Source organism: Dokdonia sp. Asnod3-C12 (genome assembly GCF_045063975.1).
Lineage (GTDB): Bacteria > Bacteroidota > Bacteroidia > Flavobacteriales > Flavobacteriaceae > Dokdonia.
The window spans coordinates 3,048,809-3,074,336 of record NZ_JBEFNY010000003.1; the positions used below are offsets into that span (position 1 = coordinate 3,048,809).

Below are 25,528 nucleotides of genomic sequence, written 5' to 3' on the forward strand. Positions count from 1 at the left end.
TAAAACGATAGTTATTCGAAATTCGCTAATTGCGAGCGTTGTCTTAAGCGTTCTTTTGTGCTGTGATTTCTGTAATTCTTACAATGACCTCAACGGCTTTCATCATACTCTCTACAGGTACATATTCATATCGCCCATGGAAGTTATGACCGCCAGCAAAAATGTTTGGACACGGTAATCCCATAAACGAGAGTTGTGATCCATCTGTACCACCACGTATAGGTTTGATAAGTGGTTCTATGTCTAGCGATTTCATTGCTTCCTCTGCAATATCCACAATGTGCATTACAGGTTCCACTTTCTCACGCATATTAAAGTATTGATCTTTGATCTCTACAGTCACTACTTCTTTTTCTAGCTGTGCATTAAGCTCATCTGCTAGTTGGATCATCATTTCCTTGCGAGCTTCAAAGTGTCCTTTGTCGTGATCTCTTATAATATATTCTAGCGTTGTATTATCTACGCTGCCAGTAATGTCATGTAAGTGAAAGAATCCCTCACGATCAGAAGTGTGCTCCGGAGTTTCTAGTCTTGGTAAGCTATTGATGTAGTCTGTAGCGATGTACATACTATTTACCATTTTGCCTTTTGCATAGCCTGGGTGTACAATTTTACCTTCTATGGTAACGACCGCCCCAGCAGCATTAAAGTTTTCATATTCTAGTTCGCCTATCTGGCTACCATCCATAGTATACGCCCATTCTGCACCAAATTTTTCTACATCAAATTTATGTGCGCCACGACCTATTTCCTCATCAGGAGTAAAACCTACGCGTATTTTACCGTGTTTTACTTGAGGATTTTTAAGCAAGTATTTCATCGCTTCCATAATCTCAGTAATACCTGCTTTATCATCTGCACCTAGTAGGGTGGAGCCATCTGTTGTGATGATGGTTTGCCCTTTATATTGCTTTAAATCATCAAAGTATTCTGGAGACAACACAATATTCTGTTCCTTATTAAGAACAAGATCGCCACCGTCATAATTCTCCCAAATCTGCGGTTTTACGTCTTTCCCCGTAAAATCTGGAGTTGTATCAAAGTGCGATATAAAACCAATAACAGGTACCTCATGATCAACATTGCTAGGGAGTGTTGCCATCACGTACGCATGCTCATCTATCGTTACCTCACTCATTCCCATTGCTTCCAGTTCATCCTTGAGCTGTCTCGCAAGATCCCATTGGCACTCAGTACTTGGCGTGGTGTCGCTGTTAGGGTCACTTTCCGTATAGGTAGTTACGTAGCTTATAAATCTTTTAAGAAGTGCGTCTTTATCAATCATAATGGGTGGTTGTGAGTACGCTTTCGCGAAAGCGTAAAAATCATCATTCAGTTCTGCTTCAAAAATACCTCTTTTTGGACTATTTTTGCACCACAGAAACGACCGAAATGTACAAACTCCTCATACGCCCAATTCTCTTTTCCTTTGATCCAGAAAAAGTGCATTATTTTACCTTTAGATGGATAAAGCGATTACATAAATTAGGACTCTCCGGACTTCTTAATCGTATGGGAAAGGTGGGAGACAAGCGACTAGAGCGCAAAGTGCTGGGACTTACTTTTAAAAACCCCGTAGGACTAGCAGCAGGTTTTGATAAAGATGCAAAGCTTTTTAATGAGTTAGGAGACTTAGGATTTGGTTTTATTGAGATAGGTACCGTTACTCCAAAGGCACAAGCAGGAAATCCAAAGCAGCGTCTGTTTCGATTAAAAGAAGATCAAGGACTCATAAACAGAATGGGCTTCAATAATGGAGGAGTAGCCGAAGCGGTAACTCGATTAAAATCTCGTAAAAACAACAACATTATCATAGGTGGAAACATCGGTAAAAACACCGATACCAAGCCAGAGGATTATACAGCAGACTATCTAACGTGTTTTCACGAATTACATGCTGTAGTAGATTATTTTGTGCTCAATGTAAGTTGCCCGAATGTTTCTAGTCATGCAAAATTGAATGACAAAGATTATCTAGAAGAACTTATAGGAGCTGTACAGCAAGCAAACAAGACGTATGCGGTGCAGCGACCAATTGTTCTTAAAATCGCTCCAGATCTTAATGATCAGCAACTAGATGAAATAGTATCGCTTGTAAAAGAAACTGGTCTAGATGGTGTGATTGCAAGTAATACCTCTGTAAATAGAGAAGGTTTAATAACCACGGACGCTCGCCTTGCAGAAATAGGTAATGGCGGATTAAGCGGCAAGCCAGTTACAAATCGTTCTACACGTGTAATTAAATACTTATCAGACAAGAGTAATAACTCATTTCCAATCATAGGCGTAGGAGGAATTCACTCTGCGCAAGATGCTCTTGATAAACTTGAAGCAGGTGCATCATTGGTACAGCTCTATACAGGGTTTGTATACGAAGGTCCAGGATTGATTAAAGAAATAAATAACGCCATTTTAGCGAAAGGATAGTAAGTTGCCATCGTCTAGTAACTACACGCTAATCAATTCATACCATGAGAAATTCTCATAAACTTATTTTTGCTTCCATTGCCGTCATGCTTTTTGCGATGAAACCTGATATCGCAACCTTTATCCCGCAATGGGCAAAGCTTGCTGCAGCAGGTCTTTTATTATTGCTGGGCTTTTACTCGATGTGGAAGGAACGACAGTGGTAGTGTTGTAAGCATCTTGTTTTTTCTTATTTTGCAATGACTAACTAACTAGTATTCCTTTGATAGAATCCATCATTGCTTTTCTAGCAGCAACTGCTTTACTTGCGTTTTCGCCAGGGCCAGATAACATCTATGTACTCACTCAAAGTGTTGCAAATGGCAGTAAATCTGGACTTGCAACCACCGCAGGATTAATTTCTGGATGTATTGTACATACTACACTTGTTGCTTTTGGGCTCTCGGCAGTGATTGCTGCTTCCCCTTTTCTGTTTTTTGCAATTAAAACGGTAGGAGCAATGTACTTGCTTTATCTAGCCTTTAAAGTATACCGTAGCGATGCGTCAATTAACCTCGCAGATGGTGCTCCAAAAAAGTCATACACGGCGCTTTTTAAACAAGGTGTGATTATGAATATCCTTAACCCTAAGGTGACCATATTCTTCTTAGCATTTTTCCCAGGATTCTTATGGGATCCGGAAGCAAACACGGTGTATCAATTTTATGTGTTAGGATTGCTATTTATGTTAGAATCCTTTGTCATCTTCGGGAGTATCGCACTCGTCGCAGGAAAAATCTCTCATGTACTTCGTACCAATAAGAACGCGGGTATTGTCTTAAAGTGGCTGCAAATTATCGTTTTTATAGGGATTGCTGTTTATATTTTTATAGACGGCTAGTTTTCTAGACGATACACAATCGCTTGCCATGGGCGGAGTGTAAACTCCTTGAAGGTCTTGTCATCTATTATTTTATCATTAGAAATGACTTTGATTTTCCTGTTATAGCTTACTGAAAGCGGTAACGAGAACTGTGCTGTATCCTCAGAGAAGTTTAGTAGCACTAAGAAACGCTCACTCTCTAGCGTTCGCGTGTAGCAATACACTTGGTCATGTTCTGGCTTGATACACTCATAAGCGCCATAAACAAGCGCTTGGTGCTTCTTGCGTAAGGCAGTCATTTGTTTGAAGTAGGAGAGTATAGAATCCTTTTTATTGAGTTGGTCTTTTGTGTTGACACCTATTTTGTAGTCTTCATTAAGCGTAATCCACGGAGTGCCAATTGTAAAGCCAGCGTTTTCTGTGTTATCCCACTGCATGGGTGTGCGCGCATTTTCTCTAGCGGCATGTTGTTCGCTGTCCATAAAGGCCTCAAGATCTCCGCCTCTGTTTTTTACAGTCTCATATCTGTTAATCGTATTAATGTCGCGATAATCTTCTATATCTGTAAAGCGTACGTTAGTCATCCCAATCTCATCTCCTTGATAAAAAAAAGGAGTACCGCGCATGGTTAATAGAAATGTTTGAAGTAGGGTAGCGCTGTTTCTCCAGTGTTCTGGAGTGTCATTTCCCCAGCGGCTCACAGTTCTCGGAAAATCATGGTTTGCTAGAAACAACGATCCCCAACCAGCTTTTGCAAATGCCGCATCCCAGTCAGTAAATACTTTTTTAAATTCAGGTAATGAGTAGCCTCCTTCACGCATTTTAAAAACCTCTCCAGGAGCACGATCTAAACTCATGAGGTCAAAGTGGAAAAACATATCCATCTCCTTGCGGTCTTCGTGAACAAAATCCAGCGCATCATTAATGCCTATTCCAGGGCCTTCTCCTACCGTAAAGGCATCGTATTTTGAGATCACCTCCGTATTAAGTTCGTTGAGGTATTCATGCACTTTTGGGCCGTTTGCGTAATACGCAATGTATTCATGAGGTTCTTTTGCATCAATTTCTGGATAACTTGTGTCTTTACTTATAAAGGGAATCACATCCATACGGAAACCATCGACGCCTTTTTTAAACCAAAAGTGCATCATATCATATATTTCGGCTCTCACTTTTGGGTTTTCCCATTTGAGGTCGGGCTGCTTTACAGCAAAGTAGTGTAAGTAATAGGCATCTGTTTGCTTATCGTATTGCCATGCATTTTCTTCTACATCAAAGTAACTCCATCTCTTTGGAGGTGTTCCTTTTTCTGCTGGCCACCAGTGGAAGTAGTCTCGGTAAGGATTATCACGAGAAGTCCTACTTTCTTTAAACCATTCATGCTCGTCACTACAGTGATTTACCACAAGATCCATCACTAGCCGTAGTCCTCTAGCTTTCATGCCTGAAAGTAACTCGTCAAAATCTTCCATAGTGCCAAACTCTGCCATAATCTTACGATAATCACGTATGTCATAACCGTTATCATCATTAGGCGAATCATAAATAGGGTTGAGCCAGATAATGTCTACCCCTAGACTAGCGATGTAGTCTAGTTTTTCTATGATTCCACGCAAGTCACCTATGCCGTTACCCGTGGAGTCACGATAGGATCTAGGGTAAATCTGGTATACAATTCCTTCTTTCCACCATGTTTGAGTTTGTAGCATCTTTTTCAGCGTTTAGGTTGTAACGAAGTTAGTAATAGATACGCTTTCGCGAAAGCGTAACAAACACTACCATCAATCCTTAGAATTATGTAACTTTGACCCCCGAACAGATTTCGGAAAATTCTATGAGCCAAAAAGTACTTCTTACTGCGACAGAGATTAACATCATTCTCAATCGTCTGGCTTGTCAACTCATTGAAAATCATACTGATTTTAAAAATACCGTTCTCATTGGGATACAGCCTCGCGGCGTGTATCTAGCAGAACGTATTAAGAAGTTGCTCACCACAGACTATGGCATTGAGGCTATCAAGTTAGGTTATCTAGATATCACGTTTTATCGTGATGATTTTCGCCGTAGCGAGAAAACACTAGAAGCAAATAAAACCAAAATAGACTTTATAGTAGAGGGTAAGAAGGTGGTCTTTATAGACGACGTCTTATACACTGGGCGTAGCATAAATGCTGCTCTTACTGCTGTGCAGAGTTTTGGGAGACCAGAAGAAGTAGAGTTATTATGTCTTATAGACAGACGTTTCTCTCGTCATTTACCTATCCAACCAGATTATAAAGGGCGTCAGGTAGATGCTATAAATGATGAACAAGTGAAGGTGTGCTGGGAAGAAAATGATGGAGAAGACACCGTATATCTAGTAAAAAGCTAACTATTATGAGCGAGTTGAGTGTCAATCATCTGCTAGGAATCAAGTATATCAATGAGGCAGATATTGAACTTATTTTTAAAACGGCAGATCATTTTAAGGAAGTGATCAATCGCCCTATTAAAAAGGTGCCATCACTACGTGATATTACTATTGCAAATCTCTTTTTTGAAAATAGTACACGTACAAAATTGTCTTTTGAACTTGCAGAAAAACGTCTAAGTGCAGATGTAATTAACTTTTCGGCTGCAGCATCATCTGTAAAGAAAGGTGAAACACTCATTGATACCGTAAATAATATTCTATCCATGAAGGTAGATATGGTAGTTATGCGACACCCTAACCCTGGAGCTGGCGTATTTCTATCAAAACATATCAAGGCAAGTATTGTAAATGCTGGAGATGGTGCTCATGAGCATCCTACACAAGCATTGCTAGATAGTTATTCTATAAGAGAACGTCTAGGTGATGTAGCGGGAAAAAATGTGGTGATTGTAGGAGATATTTTACACAGCCGTGTTGCACTATCAAATATATATGCGCTTAAGTTGCAAGGAGCAAACGTAAAAGTATGTGGTCCAAAAACGCTATTGCCTAAATACATAGAATCACTAGGAGTAGAAGTAGAGCTAGACTTGCGCAAAGCGCTTGAGTGGTGCGACGTAGCAAATATGTTACGCGTGCAAAATGAGCGGATGGATATTAGTTACTTTCCAAGCACAAGAGAATACACGCAGCAATACGGAGTGAATAAGAAGTTACTAGATTCTCTAGATAAGCAAATTGTAATCATGCACCCAGGACCTATAAATCGCGGTGTGGAGATTACGAGTGACGTAGCAGATTCTGAACATGCAATCATCTTAGATCAAGTACAGAACGGAGTTGCAGTGAGAATGGCAGTAATGTATCTTCTAGCTTCAAAAATCAAACAATAATGACGGTTACAGAAAAACCTACCTATACCATACTTACAGACGACCGCACAGATGTGCGCGATTTTGCATTATACTTAGAGAATATAGTACCAGATCACTATGATCAAAAGAATCTAGTGATTGATCTTCTCAAATATGATAATCTCACACTTGAAGATCTTGTGCAGTTTTTAAAGCTTTCAAACTACCAGCGTGCAGATAAGAAATCATTTGTCTTTGTAAATACAGGGATTAACTATGATGTTGTGCCTGATGAGATGATTGTAGTTCCTACGATTGAGGAAGCTGGAGACGTAATTGAAATGGAAGAAATAGAGCGCGATCTCGGATTTTAAAATATTTTATGTCTAGCAATCTACATCTTACTATTTTAGGTTGTTATGCAGCAGCGCCCAGCTCTTTTAAAAATCCTACCTCACAAGTTTTAGACATACGCAATCACTTATTTCTTATAGATTGTGGAGAGGGTACACAGGTTGCACTGCGCCGTAACAAGATTAAGTTTTCACGTATAAAGCACATATTTATATCACATTTACACGGAGATCACTTTTTTGGACTAATGGGAGTGATTACTACCTTTAGTCTTCTTAAAAGAACAGCACCGCTCACTATTTATGGACCTAAGGGTCTTAAAGAAATTATACTCTTACAATTAAAAATCACGCAAGGATTTACAAGTTATCCTCTGCGATTTGTAGAGATCACAAGTAAAGAACCTACGGTTATTTATGAGGATGATGAAGTGACGGTAACCACAATACCGCTTAAACATCGCATTTATACAAATGGCTTTTACTTTCAAGAAAAGCCAGGAGAGCGTAAACTAGACATAAATGCCTGCCTTAATTATGAGATTGATAAGGCTTATTACTCAAAAATTAAGCAAGGTGGTGATATTACTTTAGATGATGGAACGCTTATCCCTAATGATAAGCTTACCTTTGACCCATCTAAGCCTAAGAGCTATGCCTATTGTAGTGATACAGCTTATAAAGAAGCAATCGCTACACAAATTAAAGGAGCTACCGTGTTATATCATGAGGCGACTTTTTTAGAAAGTCATGCACATTTGTGTAAACCTACTGGTCACAGTACGGGGGCACAAGCAGCGCAGATTGCGGCAAAGGCAGAGGTGGGAAGTTTAGTGTTAGGTCATTATTCCATAAGATATGGAGATTTGAATCTATTTATAGAAGAAGCTAGACCTCATTTTGAGAATGTCTTATTAGGAGACGATGGTAAAGAATTTACATTTTAAAGCGTTATGATGGAAGAAGAAATTAAGAAAATAGCAAAACCAGTACTAGCAAAGTTGCAAGAGCATTTTGATATTTTGATACCTCGTAACCTATTTTTAGTAAGCCCAGACACGCAGCTTAAAAAGATAAATACCATCTATGGATCTACTTCTGTAAAAGGAAACATAAGCATTACTTTTAAGATGTTCATGCTAGAAGATCAGTATATGTGTGAGTATTTCTTACAAGCAGATGGATTTACAGAGCACCGTCGTTATAACATCTACACAGATCGTGTGGAGATGCTAGAGAACTTTGAAGGTCAGTTTGCTGCATCAGGAGTAGATGATGAGGACATGGATTATGAAGAGTTTACACGTATTAGAAAGCATAATGATAAAGTGAGAAAACTTTTAATTAAAAAAAGATTCATGAGGAAGTAGAAGTACGCTTTCGCGAAAGCGTGCACCTCAAAAATTTTATCTTTTGAAGAGTATATTTTAGTTCATTTTTACGAATTCTGAACTAATTCTGACTTTTATCTTCACCTCGGTCTTCGTACATTTACTGCAATGAACAGAGACTTACACGACTACAGAAAATCATACGAGAAAGGCGAGTTGCTATTAGAAAACTCGGCTTTAAACCCTATGGACCAATTTAAAACTTGGTTTAAGGAAGTTGAAGACGCCGGCGGCGTTGCCGAACCGAATGCGATGACTGTTGCCACTTTGGGAACAGACGGTTTTCCAAAATCAAGAATCGTTCTTCTCAAAGAACTAGATGCAGATGGTTTTGTTTTTTACACAAACTACACAAGCGAGAAAGGTGAAAGTATTGCTCACCACAATAAGGTGGGAATTTCTTTTTTCTGGCCTAATCTAGAGCGTCAAGTGATTATCAAAGGTGATATAGAAAAAGTAAGTACGGAGCGATCTGATACTTATTTTAACGCGAGACCTAAGGATAGCCAGTTAGGCGCGTGGGTATCTGATCAAAGTAGTGTCATTGCTGGGAGAGAAGTGCTAGAGGATAAGATGAAAGCACTTAAAGCCACTTATGAGGGTAAAGATATACCACGTCCAGCGCACTGGGGTGGTTATATTGTAAAACCTATATCTATTGAATTCTGGCAAGGTAGACCTAGCCGTTTGCATGATAGAATACGCTACAGACTAGAAAACAACCAGTGGATTAAAGAAAGACTAGCTTCATAATATGAAAACACTCTACCTCGTAAGACACGCAAAATCAAGTTGGAAATTTGATGTTATAGATCATGAGCGACCGCTCAATGAAAGAGGTCTAGAAGATGCACCTGCTATGGCAGCCCATATTTCGGAAACAATGCCTAAGCCAGATCTTATGATGAGTAGTGATGCGTTAAGAGCAAAAACTACTGCGGTATTTTTTGCCCAAGCATATGGAATTGATGATAAGAATATAGTACTCGATTATAAAATGTATGACTTTGCGGGCGAAGATCTGGTTGAGGTGATACGTAATGTGAGTGATGAGGTTAATTGTTTAATGGTTTTTGGGCATAATAATGCTATGACTAATGTGGTTAATACGTATGGAAATGAAACTGTAGATAATGTTTCTACAGCTGCATTTACAGCAATAACTTTTGATATTGATAGCTGGAAAGACCTTAAAAAAGGAAAGACGATTTATTACAAAGCTCCTAAAGAATTATAGTAATGACACAAACAGACGAAAATAGATATATAAACCGTGAGTTGAGTTGGTTGCAATTTAACGCTAGGGTATTACAAGAAGCTGCAGATGAAAATGTACCACTTATTGAGCGCTTTCGTTTTTTAGGTATTTTTTCAAACAACCTAGACGAGTTCTTTAGAGTACGATATGCTACCGTACGTAGAATTGTAGATGCAGGAAAGACGGGAAGAAAAGCCTTAGGAGTTTACTCTGCCGAGGAACTACTAGGTAAAATTACGGAGGTAGTTATAGAGCAGCAAACAGAAAGTCTCAAGATTCTTGAGGATATCTACAAGAAGCTAGAAGGAGAAAATATTTACATGCTCACGGAAAATGAGATTACGCTTCCGGAGCATAAAACTTTTATTAAAGACTTTTTTACAGATCAAGTATCTCTCGCTGTAGAGACCATCATACTGCGAGAAGATGTAGAGCTACCACGTATACAAGACCTTGATGCCTATCTTATGGTTAAAATGGTGCTTACAGATACAAAAAAGCCGCTCTATGCACTTTTAGAGATACCAAGTACAATAGATCGTTTTGTAGTATTACCTCAGGTGAATGGTAAGGATTACATCATGATGCTAGATGATTTGATTAGGTACAATCTTGATACCATCTTCAGCATTTTTGATTACGACAGTATCACTGCTCATATGATTAAAATTACACGTGATGCAGAACTTGACATAGAATCTGATTTAGGTAAAAGTTTCTTAGAGAAGCTCACGAGAAGTGTAAAAGGGCGAGAAGATGGAGAGCCTGTGCGCTTTGTATTTGATAAAACTATAGAAAAAGAAACGTTGCAGTTTCTACTAGATAAATTAGGGATCAAACGTAAAGATAGTATCATACCTGGAGGTCGTTACCACAACCGAAAGGATTATATGAACTTCCCTTCGTTTAATAGACAAGAATTGTATTATCCAAGCGTAAAGCCCTTACCTATACCTGGAATAAGTTTAGAGGATAGTCTTTTTTCTGTCGTGGCTAAAAAAGATTTTTTACAATACACACCTTACCAGAGTTTCTCTTATACCATCAAGTTTTTGAGAGAAGCAGCCTTAGACCCAAAGGTGAGATCTATTAAAATAACCATTTATAGACTTGCAAAATTATCAAGTATTGCAAGTGCACTTATAAATGCTGCTCAAAATGGAAAAGAAGTAACGGTACAGATAGAACTTCGAGCACGTTTTGACGAAGAATCAAATATGCGTTATGCCAAGAAAATGCAAGATGAAGGCGTACGTCTCATCTTTGGCGTTCCTGGTTTAAAAGTGCATAGTAAAGTCTGCGTGATTGATAGAGAAGAAGAAGGGAAGATCGTAAGATATGGCTTTATAAGTACTGGAAACTTTAATCATGCTACAGCACGTATTTATACAGATTATACGCTCTTTACGGCAAACAAGGAAATACTAAAGGATTTAAGCAAGCTCTTTAATTTCTTTGATACTAATTATATTGTAAATAAATATAAGCACCTCGTTGTAGCGCCACACTACTCGAGAAACAAGATGTACAGGCTCATTGAAGAGCAAATCGAGGTTGTCAAAAATGGCGGTAATGGTTTAATACGATTAAAGCTTAACAGTATCTCTAATTATGAAATCATCGACAAGCTTTACGAAGCAAGTAATGCTGGTGTAAAGATAAAGATGATTGTACGTGGTGTATGCTGTCTTATTCCAGGTGTACCAGGAATGAGTGAAAACATCGAAATAATTAGCGTTATCGATAAATTCTTAGAACATACAAGAGTCTACATTTTTGGAGAGCCGGGATGGGAGAAGGTTTTTATCTCTTCATCAGACTGGATGAGCCGCAATCTTGATAATAGAGTAGAGGTAACTGTGCCTATTTATGATGAGGATGTTAAGAAAGAAATAATAGAAACACATGAAATTGCGTGGAGTGATAACGTAAAAGCACGTGTACTCAATAAAGAGATGGATAACAGATACAAAAAGGATGATAAGCCAGTAATAAGATCACAATTTGCTACTTATGATTATTATGTAAATAAACTCTCTCAATTATAGTGCTTACCATAAAAAAATATGCTGCAATAGATATAGGTTCTAATGCAATACGTCTACTTATAGCAAATATTATTGAGCAGGAGGATGGTCCTACGCTATTTAGAAAAAATGCTTTAGTTCGTGTGCCTATTAGGCTTGGGGAAGACGTTTTTATTAACGGTGAGATTTCCCCAAAGAATCAAGAGCGCATGGAGGATGCCATGAAAGCTTTTAGATTACTGATGAATGCTCATCAAGTGCTAGAATATAGAGCTTGTGCTACAAGTGCGATGAGAGATGCTCGTAATGGTTTTGCTTTCGCGAAAGCGTTAAAGAAAAAAACAAATATTACTATAGATATCATAGACGGCGAGGAAGAGGCAAAAATTATAGCAGCTACAGATCTTAATAGTTTTATTAAGGAAGACCGAACGTATATCTATGTAGATGTAGGAGGAGGGAGCACAGAGATAACCATCTATCACATGGGTAGCATGATTGCATCTAGATCGTTTAAAATAGGAACTGTACGATTGTTAAATGATCTCGTCTCGCAAGAAGATTGGGATATTATGCAAAAATGGATTGCTTTAAAATGCGCAAACTATGATCATATAGATCTTATAGGATCTGGAGGAAACATAAATAAGGTATTTAAGTTAAGTGCAAAAAAGCCAGGTAAAACCTTATCATACCTATTTCTAACGCAATTATATAAAGAACTTAAGAATTTGAGTTATGATGAGCGTATAATTAAGCTAGAACTCAATCCTGACCGCGCAGACGTAATAATTCCTGCATTGCGTATCTATTTACAAGCAATGAAATCATCAAAAGCAAAACAGATTATTGTGCCGAAAATTGGACTTGCAGATGGTATCATCAAGAGTTTGTATCATTCTAACAATTCATAATGAGGATTTTAAATTTAACGTATATTTGCTTGTAAAACGTAGAATTACAAAACATTAGCTCATGAAAAAATCACTATTTTTTATTACAGGATTGTTTCTTTTATCTTTTTTTTCCATCAACGCTCAAGTTACTTCTGGATTTAAAGCAGGTGTGAATTTTGCAGATGTAAATGGATTATCTTTTGATAATGATGGTAGCTCTGCGGCAGATAGAATTGAAAACCAACTTGACGGTAAGCGCACAAGTTATTTTGTAGGTTTTCTAGTGGATATTCCTATCTCAGAGAAGTTGAGCTTTATGCCAGAATTTATCTTCTCACAACAGGGTAAAAATTTAGAAAGTTTTCGCCTAGATTACTTAAACCTTCCTTTAGGATTAAAGCTTAATCTAAGTAATCTGTATATTAATGCTGGGCCACAAGTAGGTGTAAAAGTCTGGGATCCTAATAAGTCTGGAATATTTTCAAACTTTGAAGCTTCTGCATTTGGAGGTTTAGGATATATCTTTGAATCTAATATTTTTATTGAAGCAAGATATACTTACGGTCTCACAGATATCTTTCAAGACAACAACAATTTTACTTTTGATAACGCTGATGAGACTCGATTTTCTGGCTTAGAAGGTAAAAATGCTGTGATTCAATTGGGAATAGGCTATAGACTTTAGAGCAAATCGTGTTCGTTATCGGGTGTAATTTGTTTTTTACAGTTTATTTACTTGGTTTTGTTGTTTTACTATAGAAAACTGATTTATACAATTTATCTTTATACTCTGAGGTTCCCAACGTTATCTCTATTTACTAATGACGAATATCTTTTAATTATGAAAAAAATAGTACTATCTATCATCTTTTTTGCATTTTTATGTAGCACACAGCTTTTTGCACAAGGCGTACGTTTTGGATTTAAAGCAGGTTTGAGTGTGAGTGAAATAAGCAATCTTGAGTACACTATCGTAAATACAGGTTTAGATGGTGACCCGGCTATTGCGCCTTTTAATTCAATAGATGAAGGTCGCTACGGATTTGCAGTTGCATTTCTTGCAGAAATTCCAGTAACTAACAAATTAAGCTTTCAGCCAGAATTTGCTTTTGCATCACAAGGAAACAAGTATGAAGGTGTTCGTTATGATTTTTTACAAATCCCTTTAGGATTACGTCTTAATCTTAATAGACTTTTTCTTATTGCAGGACCACAAGTAGGACTTAAGATTTCATTTTATGAGCAATCAGAAAATTACAAATCATTTGACTTTTCTGCATTTGGTGGTCTAGGATATCACTTTAACGAGAGCATCTTTGTAGAAGCTCGCTTTACAAAAGGATTCTTAGAGGTTTTTGAAGACGATGCAGCGGTACGTTTACCATATACTCCTGGAGAAGGAGATCCACAAGCAGATAATAATAGCCTTGTGAATGGAGATAACTTCCTTGTAAATGGATCAGGAACTAATCAATACATTACATTGAGTATAGGGTACCGTTTATAACCTACCTTATTATTTAATCAAAAAGCCCAGCTATATATAATAGCTGGGCTTTTTGATTTATAGAACTAGGTGTTACTCTTCGCTTGTAACGGTCATTCTAGTAACTATTAGAATAGGGATCATAATAGAATATGCTATAAAAAAAGGAATGATATAGTCTGCAAGCCCAACCACAAGAAACAATGCAATTAATAATAGTTGAAAACCTAGACCAAAAGTAGAAACTATTGTCATCAACCATTTAGGTGTAATAGACCCTTTCTCTGCCTTAGGGTCCAGCTTATAAATAATAGCGTCAAATGCGCCATACAACACTCTGTATGTTTTATATAAAAGGGTAACAGTACTTTGCTGCTCTCCTGGCAACGCCTTAGGAATTCCTATTTCTATAACACGACTTGTGGTGTCACCATCAAGCTTGCTGCGCAATATCACATAATAGTAATTATATAATGTTCCTTGCAGCTGGATGCAAAAAAAAGCAAGTACTGTCCAGTATAAACTAGTGTCAGTTATGAATCCGATAGTGTAAAGGATAGCGGCGTTTAAAAGAATATCAGATATCGAATCTAAATATCTTCCCGTGTATGAAGGAGTATTTTTAATTCTTGCGAGTTCGCCGTCTGCTGCGTCAAGAATTGATTTTAGAATCAGGAAAAATGCAGCCCAAAAGTAATATCCTTTCGTAATACAAATAATAGCAATAATGCCACTTACAACAAAAGAGTACGTTACTTGTACAGGCGTGGCAGCCGTGTGTTTTAGAGAAAGAGCGATACGGCGAGCTATGCTTCGGCCATAATCAGAAAGGTCAACAAATTTGTGTGCTTTGGGTAATTTTGACATAAACTTCTAGGTAGTAGCATTTTTAAAAACCTAGAAGGTGCATTTAAAACAGCAATTTATTTTGAGTGCAAAGATACGGGTTAAGTAGGTTTGTTTTGCTTTCGCGAAAGCGTAAATCAACCATTAATTTCGCGTTTTACAAAAGGGTATATAGACAGCATTAAAAAGAAAATTATACTCACTACAACTGTTATAGATATAAAACCGAAAACTACATGTAATCCGAAAAGAAGTGTAATGGTAGGTTGTATTACCCCAAACATAACGAGTAAAACAATGAGTATATATGCAACTGTGATAACTTTGGGAACCTTGCGCACAGACTGCGATGTAAGGCTTAGTAATTGAGGTAATACCTCCTCAGATAGATGCATCCCAAGTTTTGAAATAAGTTCTTCACTAAATCCCATTCCTCTATATCTTATGGGGTCTAGCTGTATAGCATACTTTAAAATTCTTTCTTGATGACGTTCATACACACGATGTATATCCAGTTCTTCTTTAAACTGATTATATTTAAATCCAAAGTAATGGTTCCAGCCCATTCCGACTTTATGCTCAGTCCACTTTTTGAGCATACGCACATCATATTCTTTAGGATTCATGTAGCCTTTTACACTGCTCTTACTAGGGTCATTGAGAAGTAATGCTTTGGTTTCTAGGTAAAGTATTTCTGTTTCTCCGTAGCGATCTTTCTCTTCAATATATTCTAACGCTAGTTTAGATCTTCCTTTGTAGAATTCTTTGACTAAAAAGTAATTGAGACTTGAGAATTCCTCGTCAATGTATTCTTTAAGCCCTGGTGCCCACACGGATGATCTTAAAAGAATATCTGCAATATCTCTAAAATAGTGAACTTGCTGTGTCAATTTTTGTATCTCTTGAGATAATGAATCTCCAGAAAACTTAAGACGGGCTGTTTTTGAAAGAATAAAACCAAGAAGAACGACAACAAGAATAGAACTCAAAAATAAGAGTAACAGAAGTATGTTTTTGAGCTCAGGTAGGTGGTCATTTGTAAAAAATAACTCTAAACTTATTATCATAGTAATGCCTCCGCAAACGCTCATAAGCGCCGGGATAAAAGGTACAACCGTCTTGACAAAATTGCGCAATTTTATCTAATCTTTTGATTAATAATAGGTTGGGCCTTTATCTCTTGTGGAGACGCAGGAAGCAAATAAACCATTAATATTTGAATTTACAAAATCTGGGTTTTGCTTTAGTGTTCTGAGTACAAATGCAAGTGATTACTCATTTACAAAAGCGACGCTGTGACAAGCAACTACAGCTGCTGTCTCTGTGCGTAAACGACTATTACCAAGAGACACAGGAGTAATACCTTGCTTGAGAGCAAGTTTAATTTCGGCAGTAGAAAAATCGCCTTCTGGACCTATGAGTATGGTGTATGAATTATGAGGTTTGAGATAATCTTTAAGTGACTCTTTTTTAAGATCTTCACAGTGGGCAATAAACGTGTTTTCTATACTGCGATGCTCCACAAACTCTGAAAATGACGTGAGCGGATGTAAGATAGGAAGATGATAGTGCAGTGATTGCTTCATAGCACTCTGAATAATCTTCATGAAACGCTCTTCTTTTATAACCTTGCGTTCACTATGATCACAAAGTAGTGGAGTAATCTCTGTAATACCTATTTCTGTAGCTTTCTCTAAAAACCACTCAAAGCGATCATTAAGTTTTGTGGGTGCAACAGCTAGGTGAAGTTTATAATCTCTAGGCTCTTGATAACTATAACTTTGTATTTGCAATCTACATTTGTTAGGATTTTCTTCTGCCACAATTGCAGTAAAAAGATACCCCTTTCCATTTGTGAGGTGAATGGCGTCACCTGTTTTTTTGCGTAATACACGTATTACGTGCTTACTTTCTTCTTTGGGTAGGGTATACGTATCGCTATCTATTGTTAATGTCTCGCTATAAAATAACTGCATTCTTATATTTTTAATCGTGATTGAGCACTAACGCCGAGGTCTTGATACGAGTTTTTATCCGATAGACTATTATATTTCAAGTAACCTACAATTCCTATCATAGCTGCGTTATCTGTGGTGTATTGAAATTTTGGTAAATAGGTTGTCCATCCATATTTTGACTCAGATGCTTTTAGAGCAGTACGTATTCCACTATTTGCTGAGACGCCACCACCTATGGCAATTTGAGTTATGCCAGTTTCTTTTACCGCTTTTTTAATTTTGTCCATTAAAATATTGACAATAGTATATTGGATGGAAGCACAAACATCATCACGACGATTATCTATAAAGCTTGGATCTGCTAGCTGTTGCTTCTGTACAAAATACATGATTTGCGTTTTAAGACCACTAAAGCTGAAGTCCAGTCCGCCTACTTTAGGTTTTGTAAAAGGAAAGGCCTTTGGGTCCCCTAGTTGTGCATATTTGTCAATTAACGGTCCTCCAGGGTAGGGTAGGCCTAAGATTTTTGCACTTTTATCAAATGCTTCGCCTACGGCGTCGTCTATAGTTTGCCCTATAACCTCCATGGTGAAGTAATCATCTACACGTACAATCTGTGTGTGACCTCCAGAGATAGTAACTCCTAGAAAGGGAAATGTAGGTTTACTATAGCCTTCTTCATCAATAAAATGAGCTAGAATGTGTGCTTGCATATGATTAACATCAATAAGAGGTATATCTAGACCCATAGCAAACGACTTAGCAAAAGAGGTACCTACAAGTAAAGATCCTAATAAGCCCGGACCGCTTGTAAAAGCTATAGCGCTTAGCTGATTTTTATCGATATTTGCCTTGCGTAAAGCAGCCGTTACAACGGGAACAATATTTTGTTGATGTGCACGTGAAGCAAGCTCTGGAACTACCCCTCCATATTCTTGATGAATGTCTTGGTTTGCAACAACATTTGAGAGTACCTTGTCGTTGTGTAAAACAGCTGCAGCAGTGTCATCACAAGATGATTCTATTGCAAGAATATAAGTAGAAGTAATCGTATTATTCATAAGGCACGTATGTTGCAGTAAGTGTACAAAGTTAAAACAATAAGCCCTATCAAGAAATTTAAAAAAATAGCACTTCGCACACTTCTAGTGTTATTCTTGCTTTTTGGGCTCATTCTATTGTTGTTTTCTCTTCCCAGCGTTCAAACTCGAATTGCTAAGAGCGTTACAGAGCGCATAAATAATACCTACGGTACCAGTATACAAGTAGAACGTGTAGGTCTTAAATGGAATGGAGATGTCCTTGTAAAAGGAACATTAATTAAAGACCATAAGCAAGATACAATGATCTACGTGAGAGAGCTTGCTACAAGTCTCTATAGCGTCCAGAAGGTGCTAGATAATAATATGGAGCTGGGCGATATTACACTTGAAGGTGTAAACTTTTACCTCACAAAGTATAAAGGTGAGGCCTCAGATAACTTAACGCTATTCTCTCGCCAGTTTGCTACAAATGCTCCTAAATCTGGAAAGGCTTTTATTATGTCTTCAGATAATGTGACAATATCTGAAGGTAGATTTATGTATATAAATGGAGATTTAGAAAACTCTTTAGTACTCGATTATCAAGACCTTTCAACTAATTGGGAAGATTTTTATCTCAATAGTAGTTCTGTAGATGCTCATATTGAGTCACTATCATTTGACGCCATTAGAGGATACCAGATAAGATCCCTAGATGGAACTTTTCACTATGATCCAGATTTAATAACGCTCAAAGATTTTTCACTTACAACAGATTTTTCTGCTATTGAAGGTGATATCAAGTTAGATACCTCAGATGGAGCGCTAGATGATTTTAATACGCTAGTGGAGGTTGAGGCCGCTTTCGCGAAAGCTAAAATATCTACTAATGATATACGTCCATTTTATAGAGAGATTGCTCCAGACATTGATTTAGATATATCTGGGAATGTAACTGGACATCTTAACGACTTTAGAGTGCCAAATCTTAAAGTAACAGGATTAGGAAATTCTGTGATAGAAGGTGATGTTTATTTTGACGGAGTAGTAAGCGGTGATGACTTTAGAATTTCTGGAACGTACAATAATCTTGAGACGAATTATTTTGACTTAAAAAGATTACTACCAGACGTGCTTTCTTCCTTACCACCAGAAATGTCAAAATTAGGCCAAGTTTCTTTTCGTGGCGCAAATACAGTTACGTTATCTACAGTGGTTACAGATGGTAATATTACTACAAACCTAGGAGATGTTTCCCTAGATCTCGTACTCAAAGGATTAAGAGATGCAGATAATGCAGGCTATGAGGGTAATGTAAAGTTTGACAACTTTAACTTAGGTAAACTACTAGACGATAATCGGCTTGGGGAGGCCACATTTGACATGGACGTTGAAGGAAAGGGCTTTATACAAGAAAACATAAATACGAAGCTCTCTGGAAGTATTAAAAGTATAGGTTATAATAATTACGTTTATAAAAATATTACGGTTTTTGGAAATCTTAAAGCACCAGTTTTTGATGGAGAGTTATTGCTCAATGATCCTAATGCAAAAGCAAAGCTTAACGGATTAATAGATATCTCAAAAGAGTTTAATAGCTACGATCTAGAAGCTCAAATTGACTACGCAGATCTCAAAATGCTCAATTTTATTAATGATAGCATCTCTATCCTTAAGGGGAATGTAATCATTGATATGAAGGGTACTAATGTAGAAGATGTATATGGTAGAATATCCTTTGCAGATGCTAGTTATCAAAATAAGAACAATACCTACAGCTTTAAAGATTTTGAAATTACATCAAAGTTTGACGCAAAAAAAATTCGCACCATTGATATCAACTCTACAGAGATAATAAGTGGTGAGGTACGTGGTGTTTTTAAATTTAATGAAGTTGTTCCCTTATTTAAAAATGCAATAGGGAGTTTATATACAAACTACCAGCCAGAGGTCTTGACTGAAGACCAGTTTATGGATTTTGAGTTTACTATCTATAATAAGATAGTTGCCATATTTGTTCCCGAGCTAGATTTTGAGCCAGAAACAATCATACGAGGTAGTGTGGTAGCAAATGATTCTGAATTCAAACTTACGTTCAAGTCGCCTAAGATAGATGCCTTTGGTTATATGGCAGAGGCTATTGAGGTACGTGTAGATAATAAGAACCCTTTATTTAATACCTACGTAGCTGCAGATAGTATAAACGCTGGTTTTTATGCGGTGTCAGATTTTAACCTCATTAATGTAACTCTTAAGGATACATTGTTCATGAGGTCAGAATTTACGGGTGGTAAACGTAATGACGATTCTTTTGATTTATCCTTATATCATACGATAAATGCAGAAGGGAACTCTGTGTTAGGATTTAAAAAATCAAAGATTATTTTTAAAGAAAAGCCTTGGTTTATCAATGAGCAAAATGATAGAAAGAACAGCGTAGTCTTTGATAATAATTTTAAAGATATCGATATTAATACATTAGTGCTGAGCCACAATGATGAACGTATTGATCTCAAAGGACAGCTTAGAGATAGCACCTACAAGGATATCAAAGCAAATTTTAAAAATGTTGACCTTGCTAAGGTAACGCCAGATCTTGATAGTCTTGATTTAGGAGGGCGTATCAATGGAAAACTAGATATCTTACAAAAGAATGGCGCTTATTTTCCTAATACATCTCTAGCCATTAAAGACTTTTCGGTAAATGGGACCAATCTTGGTCAGTTGGACTTAAATGTCACAGGTAACGCAACATTATCAAAGTATAATATAAAGTCTAAGTTAGAGCGTGACGGTCTCCGTTCCTTAACAGCAGATGGTAGTATAGAAGCATCTGGAAAAGTGCCATACATTGATATGGATGTAGGTCTCAAAGAATTAGATCTTAGTCCATTTAACCCAATGGGTAAAGGAGTCATAGATCAAATAAGAGGGCTTGCAAGTGGAGAGGCAAAAGTTATAGGCGATTATAGAAATCCTGACATCAATGGCAATCTCACGCTAGAGAATGCAGGAATTGCCATTCCTTATTTAAATGTAAACTACGACTTCAAAGGCATTTCAAATGTTAAGTTAAATAAGCAACAATTCATTTTTGAGGCAATACAGCTAGAAGATGTAAAGTATAAAACGCTAGGCGCACTTAATGGTTCTATAAGTCATAAGTCTTTTAGTGATTGGAAACTTGATCTTGGGATTTCGGCAACTAGAATTGCAGTGCTAGATACCGAAGAGGATCTAGAATCACTTTATTATGGTACAGCATTTCTAGAAGGAGAGGCCTTTATAAAAGGACCTACAGATAACTTGGTTATTGATGTTTTTGGAGAAACTGCAAGGGGTACTACTTTTAAAATACCGATAGATGACTCTGAAGCACTAGGTGATAACTCCTACATTAAGTTTTTAAGTCCAGAAGAAAAAGAGGCGCGCATAAATGGCGTACAAGTTATTACAGAGGCTGTAAAGGGACTTTCTGTTAACTTTGATCTAGATATTGATCCAGATGCAGAAGTAGAGGTTGTGGTTGATAAAGCAAACGGAAGTACTCTAAGAGGTAGAGGAGTGGGAACACTATTGATACAGCTAGATACTAATGGCAAGTTTATAATGAACGGTGATTTTATTGCTACCGAAGGTGTCTTTAATTTTAGGTACGGTGGTTTTATTACAAAGGACTTTGTATTACAACAAGATGCAAACATACGCTGGGATGGCGATCCAGCAAAAGCACTCTTAGATGTAAGCGCAATCTATAGAACGCAAGCAAATCCAGGAACGTTACTGCAAACTTCTACGGTAAATAGAAAGATTCCAGTAAATGTGGTTATCAATCTAGATGGTGAGCTACTCAAGCCAGACATTACTTTTGATATAGAATTTCCTGGAGCAGGTAGTACGGTGGTTTCAGAATTAGAGTTTTTACTTCAAGATAGAAATGCTAAGGAGCTTAATGCGATTTCCCTAGTATCTCAAGGAGCCTTTTTAAGTTCGGCAGATATTAATACGGCTTCGGCAGCGGTAAATAACTTACTTGAGACTACGTCATCTATTCTTTCTGGAATTCTCTTTAATGATGACGACAGTATTTTTGACGTAGGTATTGATCTTGTGCAAGCAGATCGTGACCCTACACTCGATGTCCAGTCTGCAGGTAGAGTGGGAGTGACGCTCTCTACACAGATTACAAACCGTGTACTCATTAATGGTAAGGTAGGAGTTCCTACGGGTGGAGTGAGTGAAAGCGTGATTGTAGGAGATGTCGAAATTGATTTTCTTCTAAATGAAGATGGAACACTTCGCGCCAAAGTTTTCAACCGCCAGACAGATATTCAATTTATAGGTGAGACAGAAGGATACACGCAAGGAGTGGGATTATCATATGCCGTAGATTTTAATACCTTTAAAGAATTGCTTCGTAAAATCTTTAAGGGTAAAATAAAGGAAGCTGTTGAGCAAGCCAAAGGTGAAAAAGACGTTCCTAAAAAAATTGCTCCAGATGGAGTACAGTTTAATCGCTAATTAGACTTTTTTTACGCTTTCGCAAAAGCGTATTTCCAATATTCCCCTTCTATTTTCTTCATTTTTTCTTCCAAATTCTCAGAATCTGAAAAAACTTTTCAAACGAAAACGTTTGAAATTGACAATCTCGCAAAATACCCTCTAATTCCTTGATATTTCTAGGGTAAGTTTCCTAAATTTAATTTTTATTGGCTCTTATATGACAAAAAAAATAAACAAAATCGCAGTTATGACCTCTGGAGGAGATGCTCCAGGGATGAATGCTGCTGTACGTTCTGTAGTGCGTACTTGTGCCTACCATAATATAGATTGTGTAGGTATCTACAGAGGTTATGATGGAATGATTGAAGGTGACTTTATTCCTCTTGACGCTAGAAGCGTGCGAGGGATTATTAATAAAGGAGGAACCTTTTTAAAATCTGCAAGGTGTCAACGCTTCAGAACAAAAGATGGTAGACAGATTGCACACAACGAGATGGTGAAGGCTGGTATAGATGCACTTGTTGTTATAGGCGGTGATGGAACTTTTACAGGAGCACTTCATTTTAGTGAAGAGTTTGATTTTCCAGTAATAGGTATTCCAGGAACTATAGATAATGATATTACAGGTACAGATCGTACTCTTGGATATGATACAGCACTTAATACAGCAGTAGAAGCAATAGATAAAATACGAGATACTGCACACTCGCATGACAGACTTTTCTTTGTAGAAGTGATGGGACGTGATGTAGGTCACATCGCTCTTAACGCAGGAGTAGGAGCAGGAGCAGAAGAAATTCTTATTCCTGAAGAAAACATGGGAATAGAAAGACTGGTAGAATCGTTACAACGTTCTAAAATATCAGGAAAATCTTCAAGTATTGTTGTAGTAGCTGAAGGTGATAAAATAGGTAAATCTGTTTTTGAACTTAAAGACTATGTAGATGAGAATATGGAGGGGTATGATGTACGAGTATCTGTACTAGGACATATGCAACGTGGAGGCTCTCCTACGTGTTATGATCGTGTTCTTGCAAGTAGGATGGGAGTAAAGGCTGTAGAGTCACTTCTAGAGGGTAAAAGTAATTTTATGGTGGGTACTATTCATGATATGATGGAGCTTACACCACTAGATGAAGCAATAAAAGGTAAAACTAAAATTAATAAAGAATTAATCCGTGTGTCAGAGATAATGACCACATAATTGTAAATAAGATAAGATGGCAAATTTGAAATTAGGAATAAACGGTTTTGGACGAATAGGACGTATTGTTTTTAGAGCAACTGTAAAGCGAGATAATGTAGATGTGGTTGCAATAAATGACCTTCTAGATGTAGAGCACCTTGCATATCTTTTAAAGTATGATTCTGTGCACGGTCGTTTTGATGGAACCATTGAAGTAAAAGATGGGAACCTAGTAGTAAATGGTAAAACAATACGTATTACTGCAGAGCGTGATCCTAAAAACCTTAAGTGGGATGAAGTGGATACAGATGTTGTAGCAGAGTGTACAGGTATTTTTACTACACTTGATACTGCAGATTATCATATTCAAGCAGGAGCAAAAAAGGTAGTGATATCTGCACCTTCTAAAGATGCACCTATGTTTGTAATGGGTGTAAACGACGAGAAATTAACAGCAGATCATAAGATTGTTTCTAACGCGTCTTGTACAACTAACTGTCTTGCACCACTTGCAAAAGTAGTAGAGGATAACTGGGGTCTTGAAGAAGGTCTTATGACTACAATCCACGCAACTACAGCGACACAACTTACAGTAGATGGTCCTTCTAAAAAGGATTACCGTGGAGGTCGTAGTGCACTTGTAAATATTGTGCCAGCTTCTACTGGAGCAGCAAAAGCAGTAGGAAAAGTATTTCCTGCGGTAGATGGTAAACTTACTGGTATGGCGTTTAGAGTTCCTACAGTAGATGTATCTGTAGTAGATCTTACAGTACGTACTAAAAAGGAAACTAGTCTAGAAGAAATTAAAGCTGCTTTCAAAAAAGCATCTGAAGGTTCAATGAAAGGAATCTTAGGATATACAGAAGAAGGAGTTGTATCTCAAGATTTTGTAAGCGATGATCGCACAAGTATTTTTGATGCAGACGCTTCTATTGAGCTTAACTCAAAATTCTTTAAGCTAGTATCATGGTATGATAACGAGTTTGGTTACTCAAACAAACTAGTAGACCTAGCAGAAAAGATTAACGGACTATAAGACCGTTTTTTATAATCTAATAGCTATTAATGATTAATGCATTAGTAGCTATTAGAATTATATTTATGCTATTATAAATGCGCTCTAGAGGCGCATTATTTTCTCTTTACACACAAACTTACACATTTCTATATGATCTTAGTAGTAGATAGCGGATCCACAAAAACAGATTGGATCGCACTTTCTGATGATGGTAAACACCTCTTCCAGACTCAAACTTTGGGCTTAAATCCGCAGGTATTATCACAAGAAATTTTACGTGAACGTATCGTAAATAACTTTGAACTATATAAGGATCGAAAAAAAGTAAAAGGGCTTTACTTTTATGGAGCAGGTTGTGGAACAACAAAGCCTCGCGAACTTATTAGAGAGGTATTTGATGAGATATTTAATGAGGCAAAAGAGATTGTAATTCAAGAAGATACCTATGCGGCGCTATATGCAACCGCTACAGAAGGTGAGAAGAGCGTTGTTTGTATATTAGGTACAGGTTCTAACTGTAGTTATTATGACGGTAAAGATATTATCCAAAAAGTAGTGTCCCTAGGTTATATACTTATGGATGACGCTAGTGGTAATTATTATGGAGCAGAACTTATAAGAGATTATAAATTCGGAAAAATACCTAAACATCTTGCGGAGAAGTTTGAGTCAGAATATGATCTTACTTCAGAAAATATCAAGAATCACTTGTATAAAAACCCTAACCCTAATACCTACTTAGCAACTTTTGCCCGTTTTCTTATAGAGAATAAAGATGAAGATTATTGCCAAGAGGTTATCAAAAAGGGACTTTCTCTATTTATAGAACACCAAGTTGTTTTACAGTTTCCAGATGCTAAGGAAATACCAATTCACTTTGTAGGTTCTATAGGTTTCTATCTCCAGGCAGAATTGAAAGAAGTGCTTAAAGGTTTTGGACTTACACCTGGTAAAATTTTAAAAAGACCTATTGATGGTCTAGTTGCTCATCACAAGCAACACATTTTACAAGCTTAATACACCTC

General features: G+C 37.2%; 24 protein-coding genes. 18 read left to right on the forward strand and 6 right to left on the reverse strand.

The window, feature by feature from the left end; translation table 11 throughout:
* Positions 1–43 precede the first annotated feature (43 nt).
* Positions 44–1,285 carry a peptidase T gene (gene pepT, locus ACJJVW_RS13800; RefSeq protein WP_405252605.1) on the reverse strand — a complete coding sequence of 414 codons (1,242 nt, stop codon included), beginning with the start codon at positions 1,283–1,285 and terminating at the stop codon, positions 44–46.
* 107 nt (positions 1,286–1,392) lie between these two features.
* Between pepT and ACJJVW_RS13805 the strand changes: the two genes are divergently transcribed.
* From ACJJVW_RS13805 to ACJJVW_RS13815, 3 genes are read left to right on the forward strand one after another with little or no spacing between them, the layout of a single operon-like run.
* The gene (locus ACJJVW_RS13805; protein WP_405253111.1) at positions 1,393–2,427 is read left to right on the forward strand and encodes a quinone-dependent dihydroorotate dehydrogenase; all 1,035 of its coding nucleotides are present in this window, start codon (positions 1,393–1,395) and stop codon (positions 2,425–2,427) included.
* Positions 2,428–2,471: 44 nt separating this feature from the next.
* Positions 2,472–2,633, forward strand: coding sequence for a hypothetical protein (locus ACJJVW_RS13810; protein ID WP_013752348.1), 162 nt, complete (start codon positions 2,472–2,474; stop codon positions 2,631–2,633).
* A gap of 56 nt (positions 2,634–2,689) precedes the next feature.
* Positions 2,690–3,307, forward strand: coding sequence for a LysE family translocator (locus ACJJVW_RS13815; protein ID WP_405252607.1), 618 nt, complete (start codon positions 2,690–2,692; stop codon positions 3,305–3,307).
* Here the strand turns inward: ACJJVW_RS13815 and ACJJVW_RS13820 are convergent.
* Entirely contained in the window at positions 3,304–4,998 is a 1,695-nt protein-coding gene (locus tag ACJJVW_RS13820; RefSeq protein ID WP_405252609.1) for an alpha-glucosidase, read from the reverse strand. The two genes, ACJJVW_RS13815 and ACJJVW_RS13820, sit on opposite strands and share 4 nt — an antisense overlap.
* A gap of 125 nt (positions 4,999–5,123) precedes the next feature.
* Between ACJJVW_RS13820 and pyrR the strand changes: the two genes are divergently transcribed.
* From pyrR to ACJJVW_RS13875, 11 genes are all read left to right on the forward strand, one after another.
* On the forward strand, positions 5,124–5,663 hold the full coding sequence (gene pyrR / locus ACJJVW_RS13825; RefSeq protein ID WP_405252611.1) for a bifunctional pyr operon transcriptional regulator/uracil phosphoribosyltransferase PyrR: 540 nt from the start codon (positions 5,124–5,126) through the stop codon (positions 5,661–5,663).
* A 5-nt stretch (positions 5,664–5,668) separates the two neighbouring features.
* Positions 5,669–6,598, forward strand: a complete 930-nt coding sequence (locus ACJJVW_RS13830; protein WP_298324571.1) for an aspartate carbamoyltransferase catalytic subunit — start codon at positions 5,669–5,671, stop codon at positions 6,596–6,598.
* A complete protein-coding gene (locus tag ACJJVW_RS13835; RefSeq protein ID WP_405252613.1) occupies positions 6,598–6,933 on the forward strand; it encodes a ribonuclease Z in 336 nt (111 codons plus the stop codon). The genes ACJJVW_RS13830 and ACJJVW_RS13835 overlap by 1 nt, the downstream gene beginning before the upstream one ends.
* An 8-nt stretch (positions 6,934–6,941) precedes the next feature.
* Positions 6,942–7,859, forward strand: a complete 918-nt coding sequence (locus ACJJVW_RS13840; RefSeq protein WP_405252615.1) for a ribonuclease Z — start codon at positions 6,942–6,944, stop codon at positions 7,857–7,859.
* Between the two features lie 6 nt (positions 7,860–7,865).
* Positions 7,866–8,282, forward strand: a complete 417-nt coding sequence (locus ACJJVW_RS13845; protein WP_298324579.1) for a hypothetical protein — start codon at positions 7,866–7,868, stop codon at positions 8,280–8,282.
* Positions 8,283–8,411: 129 nt separating this feature from the next.
* On the forward strand, positions 8,412–9,056 hold the full coding sequence (gene pdxH, locus ACJJVW_RS13850) for a pyridoxamine 5'-phosphate oxidase (RefSeq protein ID WP_339844825.1): 645 nt from the start codon (positions 8,412–8,414) through the stop codon (positions 9,054–9,056).
* Between the two features lies 1 nt (position 9,057).
* Entirely contained in the window at positions 9,058–9,540 is a 483-nt protein-coding gene (locus ACJJVW_RS13855; protein WP_405252617.1) for a SixA phosphatase family protein, read from the forward strand.
* 2 nt (positions 9,541–9,542) lie between these two features.
* Complete coding sequence (gene ppk1, locus ACJJVW_RS13860) at positions 9,543–11,609, forward strand: polyphosphate kinase 1 (RefSeq protein ID WP_405252619.1); 2,067 nt, start codon at positions 9,543–9,545, stop codon at positions 11,607–11,609.
* Positions 11,609–12,502, forward strand: a complete 894-nt coding sequence (locus ACJJVW_RS13865) for a Ppx/GppA phosphatase family protein (RefSeq protein ID WP_405252621.1) — start codon at positions 11,609–11,611, stop codon at positions 12,500–12,502. Before ppk1 ends, ACJJVW_RS13865 begins: the two co-directional genes overlap by 1 nt.
* 61 nt (positions 12,503–12,563) lie before the next feature.
* Positions 12,564–13,169: a porin family protein gene (locus ACJJVW_RS13870; RefSeq protein WP_298324592.1), complete on the forward strand. Its 606-nt coding sequence runs from the start codon at positions 12,564–12,566 to the stop codon at positions 13,167–13,169.
* Between the two features lie 156 nt (positions 13,170–13,325).
* Positions 13,326–13,991, forward strand: coding sequence for an outer membrane beta-barrel protein (locus tag ACJJVW_RS13875; protein ID WP_405252624.1), 666 nt, complete (start codon positions 13,326–13,328; stop codon positions 13,989–13,991).
* A gap of 72 nt (positions 13,992–14,063) precedes the next feature.
* Here the strand turns inward: ACJJVW_RS13875 and ACJJVW_RS13880 are convergent, their stop codons facing one another.
* The 4 genes from ACJJVW_RS13880 to tsaD all read right to left on the reverse strand — a co-directional run bounded on the left by ACJJVW_RS13880 (position 14,064) and on the right by tsaD (position 17,835).
* Positions 14,064–14,837, reverse strand: coding sequence for a CDP-alcohol phosphatidyltransferase family protein (locus tag ACJJVW_RS13880; protein WP_405252626.1), 774 nt, complete (start codon positions 14,835–14,837; stop codon positions 14,064–14,066).
* 116 nt (positions 14,838–14,953) lie between these two features.
* Positions 14,954–15,883 (reverse strand): hypothetical protein, encoded by a 930-nt coding sequence (locus ACJJVW_RS13885; protein WP_405252628.1) that lies wholly within the window; start codon positions 15,881–15,883, stop codon positions 14,954–14,956.
* Between the two features lie 204 nt (positions 15,884–16,087).
* Positions 16,088–16,792: a 16S rRNA (uracil(1498)-N(3))-methyltransferase gene (locus tag ACJJVW_RS13890; protein WP_405252630.1), complete on the reverse strand. Its 705-nt coding sequence runs from the start codon at positions 16,790–16,792 to the stop codon at positions 16,088–16,090.
* A gap of 2 nt (positions 16,793–16,794) precedes the next feature.
* On the reverse strand, positions 16,795–17,835 hold the full coding sequence (gene tsaD, locus ACJJVW_RS13895; RefSeq protein WP_339844806.1) for a tRNA (adenosine(37)-N6)-threonylcarbamoyltransferase complex transferase subunit TsaD: 1,041 nt from the start codon (positions 17,833–17,835) through the stop codon (positions 16,795–16,797).
* 21 nt (positions 17,836–17,856) lie between these two features.
* Here tsaD and ACJJVW_RS13900 point away from each other — a divergent pair, with 21 nt between their 5' ends.
* The 4 genes from ACJJVW_RS13900 to ACJJVW_RS13915 all read left to right on the forward strand — a co-directional run bounded on the left by ACJJVW_RS13900 (position 17,857) and on the right by ACJJVW_RS13915 (position 25,520).
* On the forward strand, positions 17,857–22,317 hold the full coding sequence (locus tag ACJJVW_RS13900; protein WP_405252633.1) for a translocation/assembly module TamB domain-containing protein: 4,461 nt from the start codon (positions 17,857–17,859) through the stop codon (positions 22,315–22,317).
* A 199-nt stretch (positions 22,318–22,516) separates the two neighbouring features.
* A complete protein-coding gene (gene pfkA / locus ACJJVW_RS13905) occupies positions 22,517–23,503 on the forward strand; it encodes a 6-phosphofructokinase (RefSeq protein WP_339844802.1) in 987 nt (328 codons plus the stop codon).
* 16 nt (positions 23,504–23,519) lie between these two features.
* Positions 23,520–24,521, forward strand: a complete 1,002-nt coding sequence (gene gap / locus ACJJVW_RS13910) for a type I glyceraldehyde-3-phosphate dehydrogenase (protein ID WP_298324610.1) — start codon at positions 23,520–23,522, stop codon at positions 24,519–24,521.
* Between the two features lie 132 nt (positions 24,522–24,653).
* Entirely contained in the window at positions 24,654–25,520 is an 867-nt protein-coding gene (locus ACJJVW_RS13915) for an N-acetylglucosamine kinase (protein WP_405252635.1), read from the forward strand.
* Positions 25,521–25,528: the final 8 nt, after the last annotated feature.

Coding starts and splice junctions, on each gene's coding strand:
- ACJJVW_RS13820 (WP_405252609.1), bottom strand. CDS start 4,998: ATGCTACAAACTCAAACATGGTGGAAAGAAGGAATTGTATACCAGATT.
- pyrR (WP_405252611.1), top strand. CDS start 5,124: ATGAGCCAAAAAGTACTTCTTACTGCGACAGAGATTAACATCATTCTC.
- ACJJVW_RS13805 (WP_405253111.1), top strand. CDS start 1,393: ATGTACAAACTCCTCATACGCCCAATTCTCTTTTCCTTTGATCCAGAA.
- pdxH (WP_339844825.1), top strand. CDS start 8,412: ATGAACAGAGACTTACACGACTACAGAAAATCATACGAGAAAGGCGAG.
- ACJJVW_RS13915 (WP_405252635.1), top strand. CDS start 24,654: ATGATCTTAGTAGTAGATAGCGGATCCACAAAAACAGATTGGATCGCA.
- pfkA (WP_339844802.1), top strand. CDS start 22,517: ATGACAAAAAAAATAAACAAAATCGCAGTTATGACCTCTGGAGGAGAT.
- ACJJVW_RS13830 (WP_298324571.1), top strand. CDS start 5,669: ATGAGCGAGTTGAGTGTCAATCATCTGCTAGGAATCAAGTATATCAAT.
- ppk1 (WP_405252619.1), top strand. CDS start 9,543: ATGACACAAACAGACGAAAATAGATATATAAACCGTGAGTTGAGTTGG.
- tsaD (WP_339844806.1), bottom strand. CDS start 17,835: ATGAATAATACGATTACTTCTACTTATATTCTTGCAATAGAATCATCT.
- ACJJVW_RS13835 (WP_405252613.1), top strand. CDS start 6,598: ATGACGGTTACAGAAAAACCTACCTATACCATACTTACAGACGACCGC.
- gap (WP_298324610.1), top strand. CDS start 23,520: ATGGCAAATTTGAAATTAGGAATAAACGGTTTTGGACGAATAGGACGT.
- ACJJVW_RS13885 (WP_405252628.1), bottom strand. CDS start 15,883: ATGATAATAAGTTTAGAGTTATTTTTTACAAATGACCACCTACCTGAG.
- ACJJVW_RS13810 (WP_013752348.1), top strand. CDS start 2,472: ATGAGAAATTCTCATAAACTTATTTTTGCTTCCATTGCCGTCATGCTT.
- ACJJVW_RS13870 (WP_298324592.1), top strand. CDS start 12,564: ATGAAAAAATCACTATTTTTTATTACAGGATTGTTTCTTTTATCTTTT.
- ACJJVW_RS13855 (WP_405252617.1), top strand. CDS start 9,058: ATGAAAACACTCTACCTCGTAAGACACGCAAAATCAAGTTGGAAATTT.
- ACJJVW_RS13880 (WP_405252626.1), bottom strand. CDS start 14,837: ATGTCAAAATTACCCAAAGCACACAAATTTGTTGACCTTTCTGATTAT.
- ACJJVW_RS13890 (WP_405252630.1), bottom strand. CDS start 16,792: ATGCAGTTATTTTATAGCGAGACATTAACAATAGATAGCGATACGTAT.
- ACJJVW_RS13875 (WP_405252624.1), top strand. CDS start 13,326: ATGAAAAAAATAGTACTATCTATCATCTTTTTTGCATTTTTATGTAGC.
- ACJJVW_RS13845 (WP_298324579.1), top strand. CDS start 7,866: ATGATGGAAGAAGAAATTAAGAAAATAGCAAAACCAGTACTAGCAAAG.
- pepT (WP_405252605.1), bottom strand. CDS start 1,285: ATGATTGATAAAGACGCACTTCTTAAAAGATTTATAAGCTACGTAACT.
- ACJJVW_RS13840 (WP_405252615.1), top strand. CDS start 6,942: ATGTCTAGCAATCTACATCTTACTATTTTAGGTTGTTATGCAGCAGCG.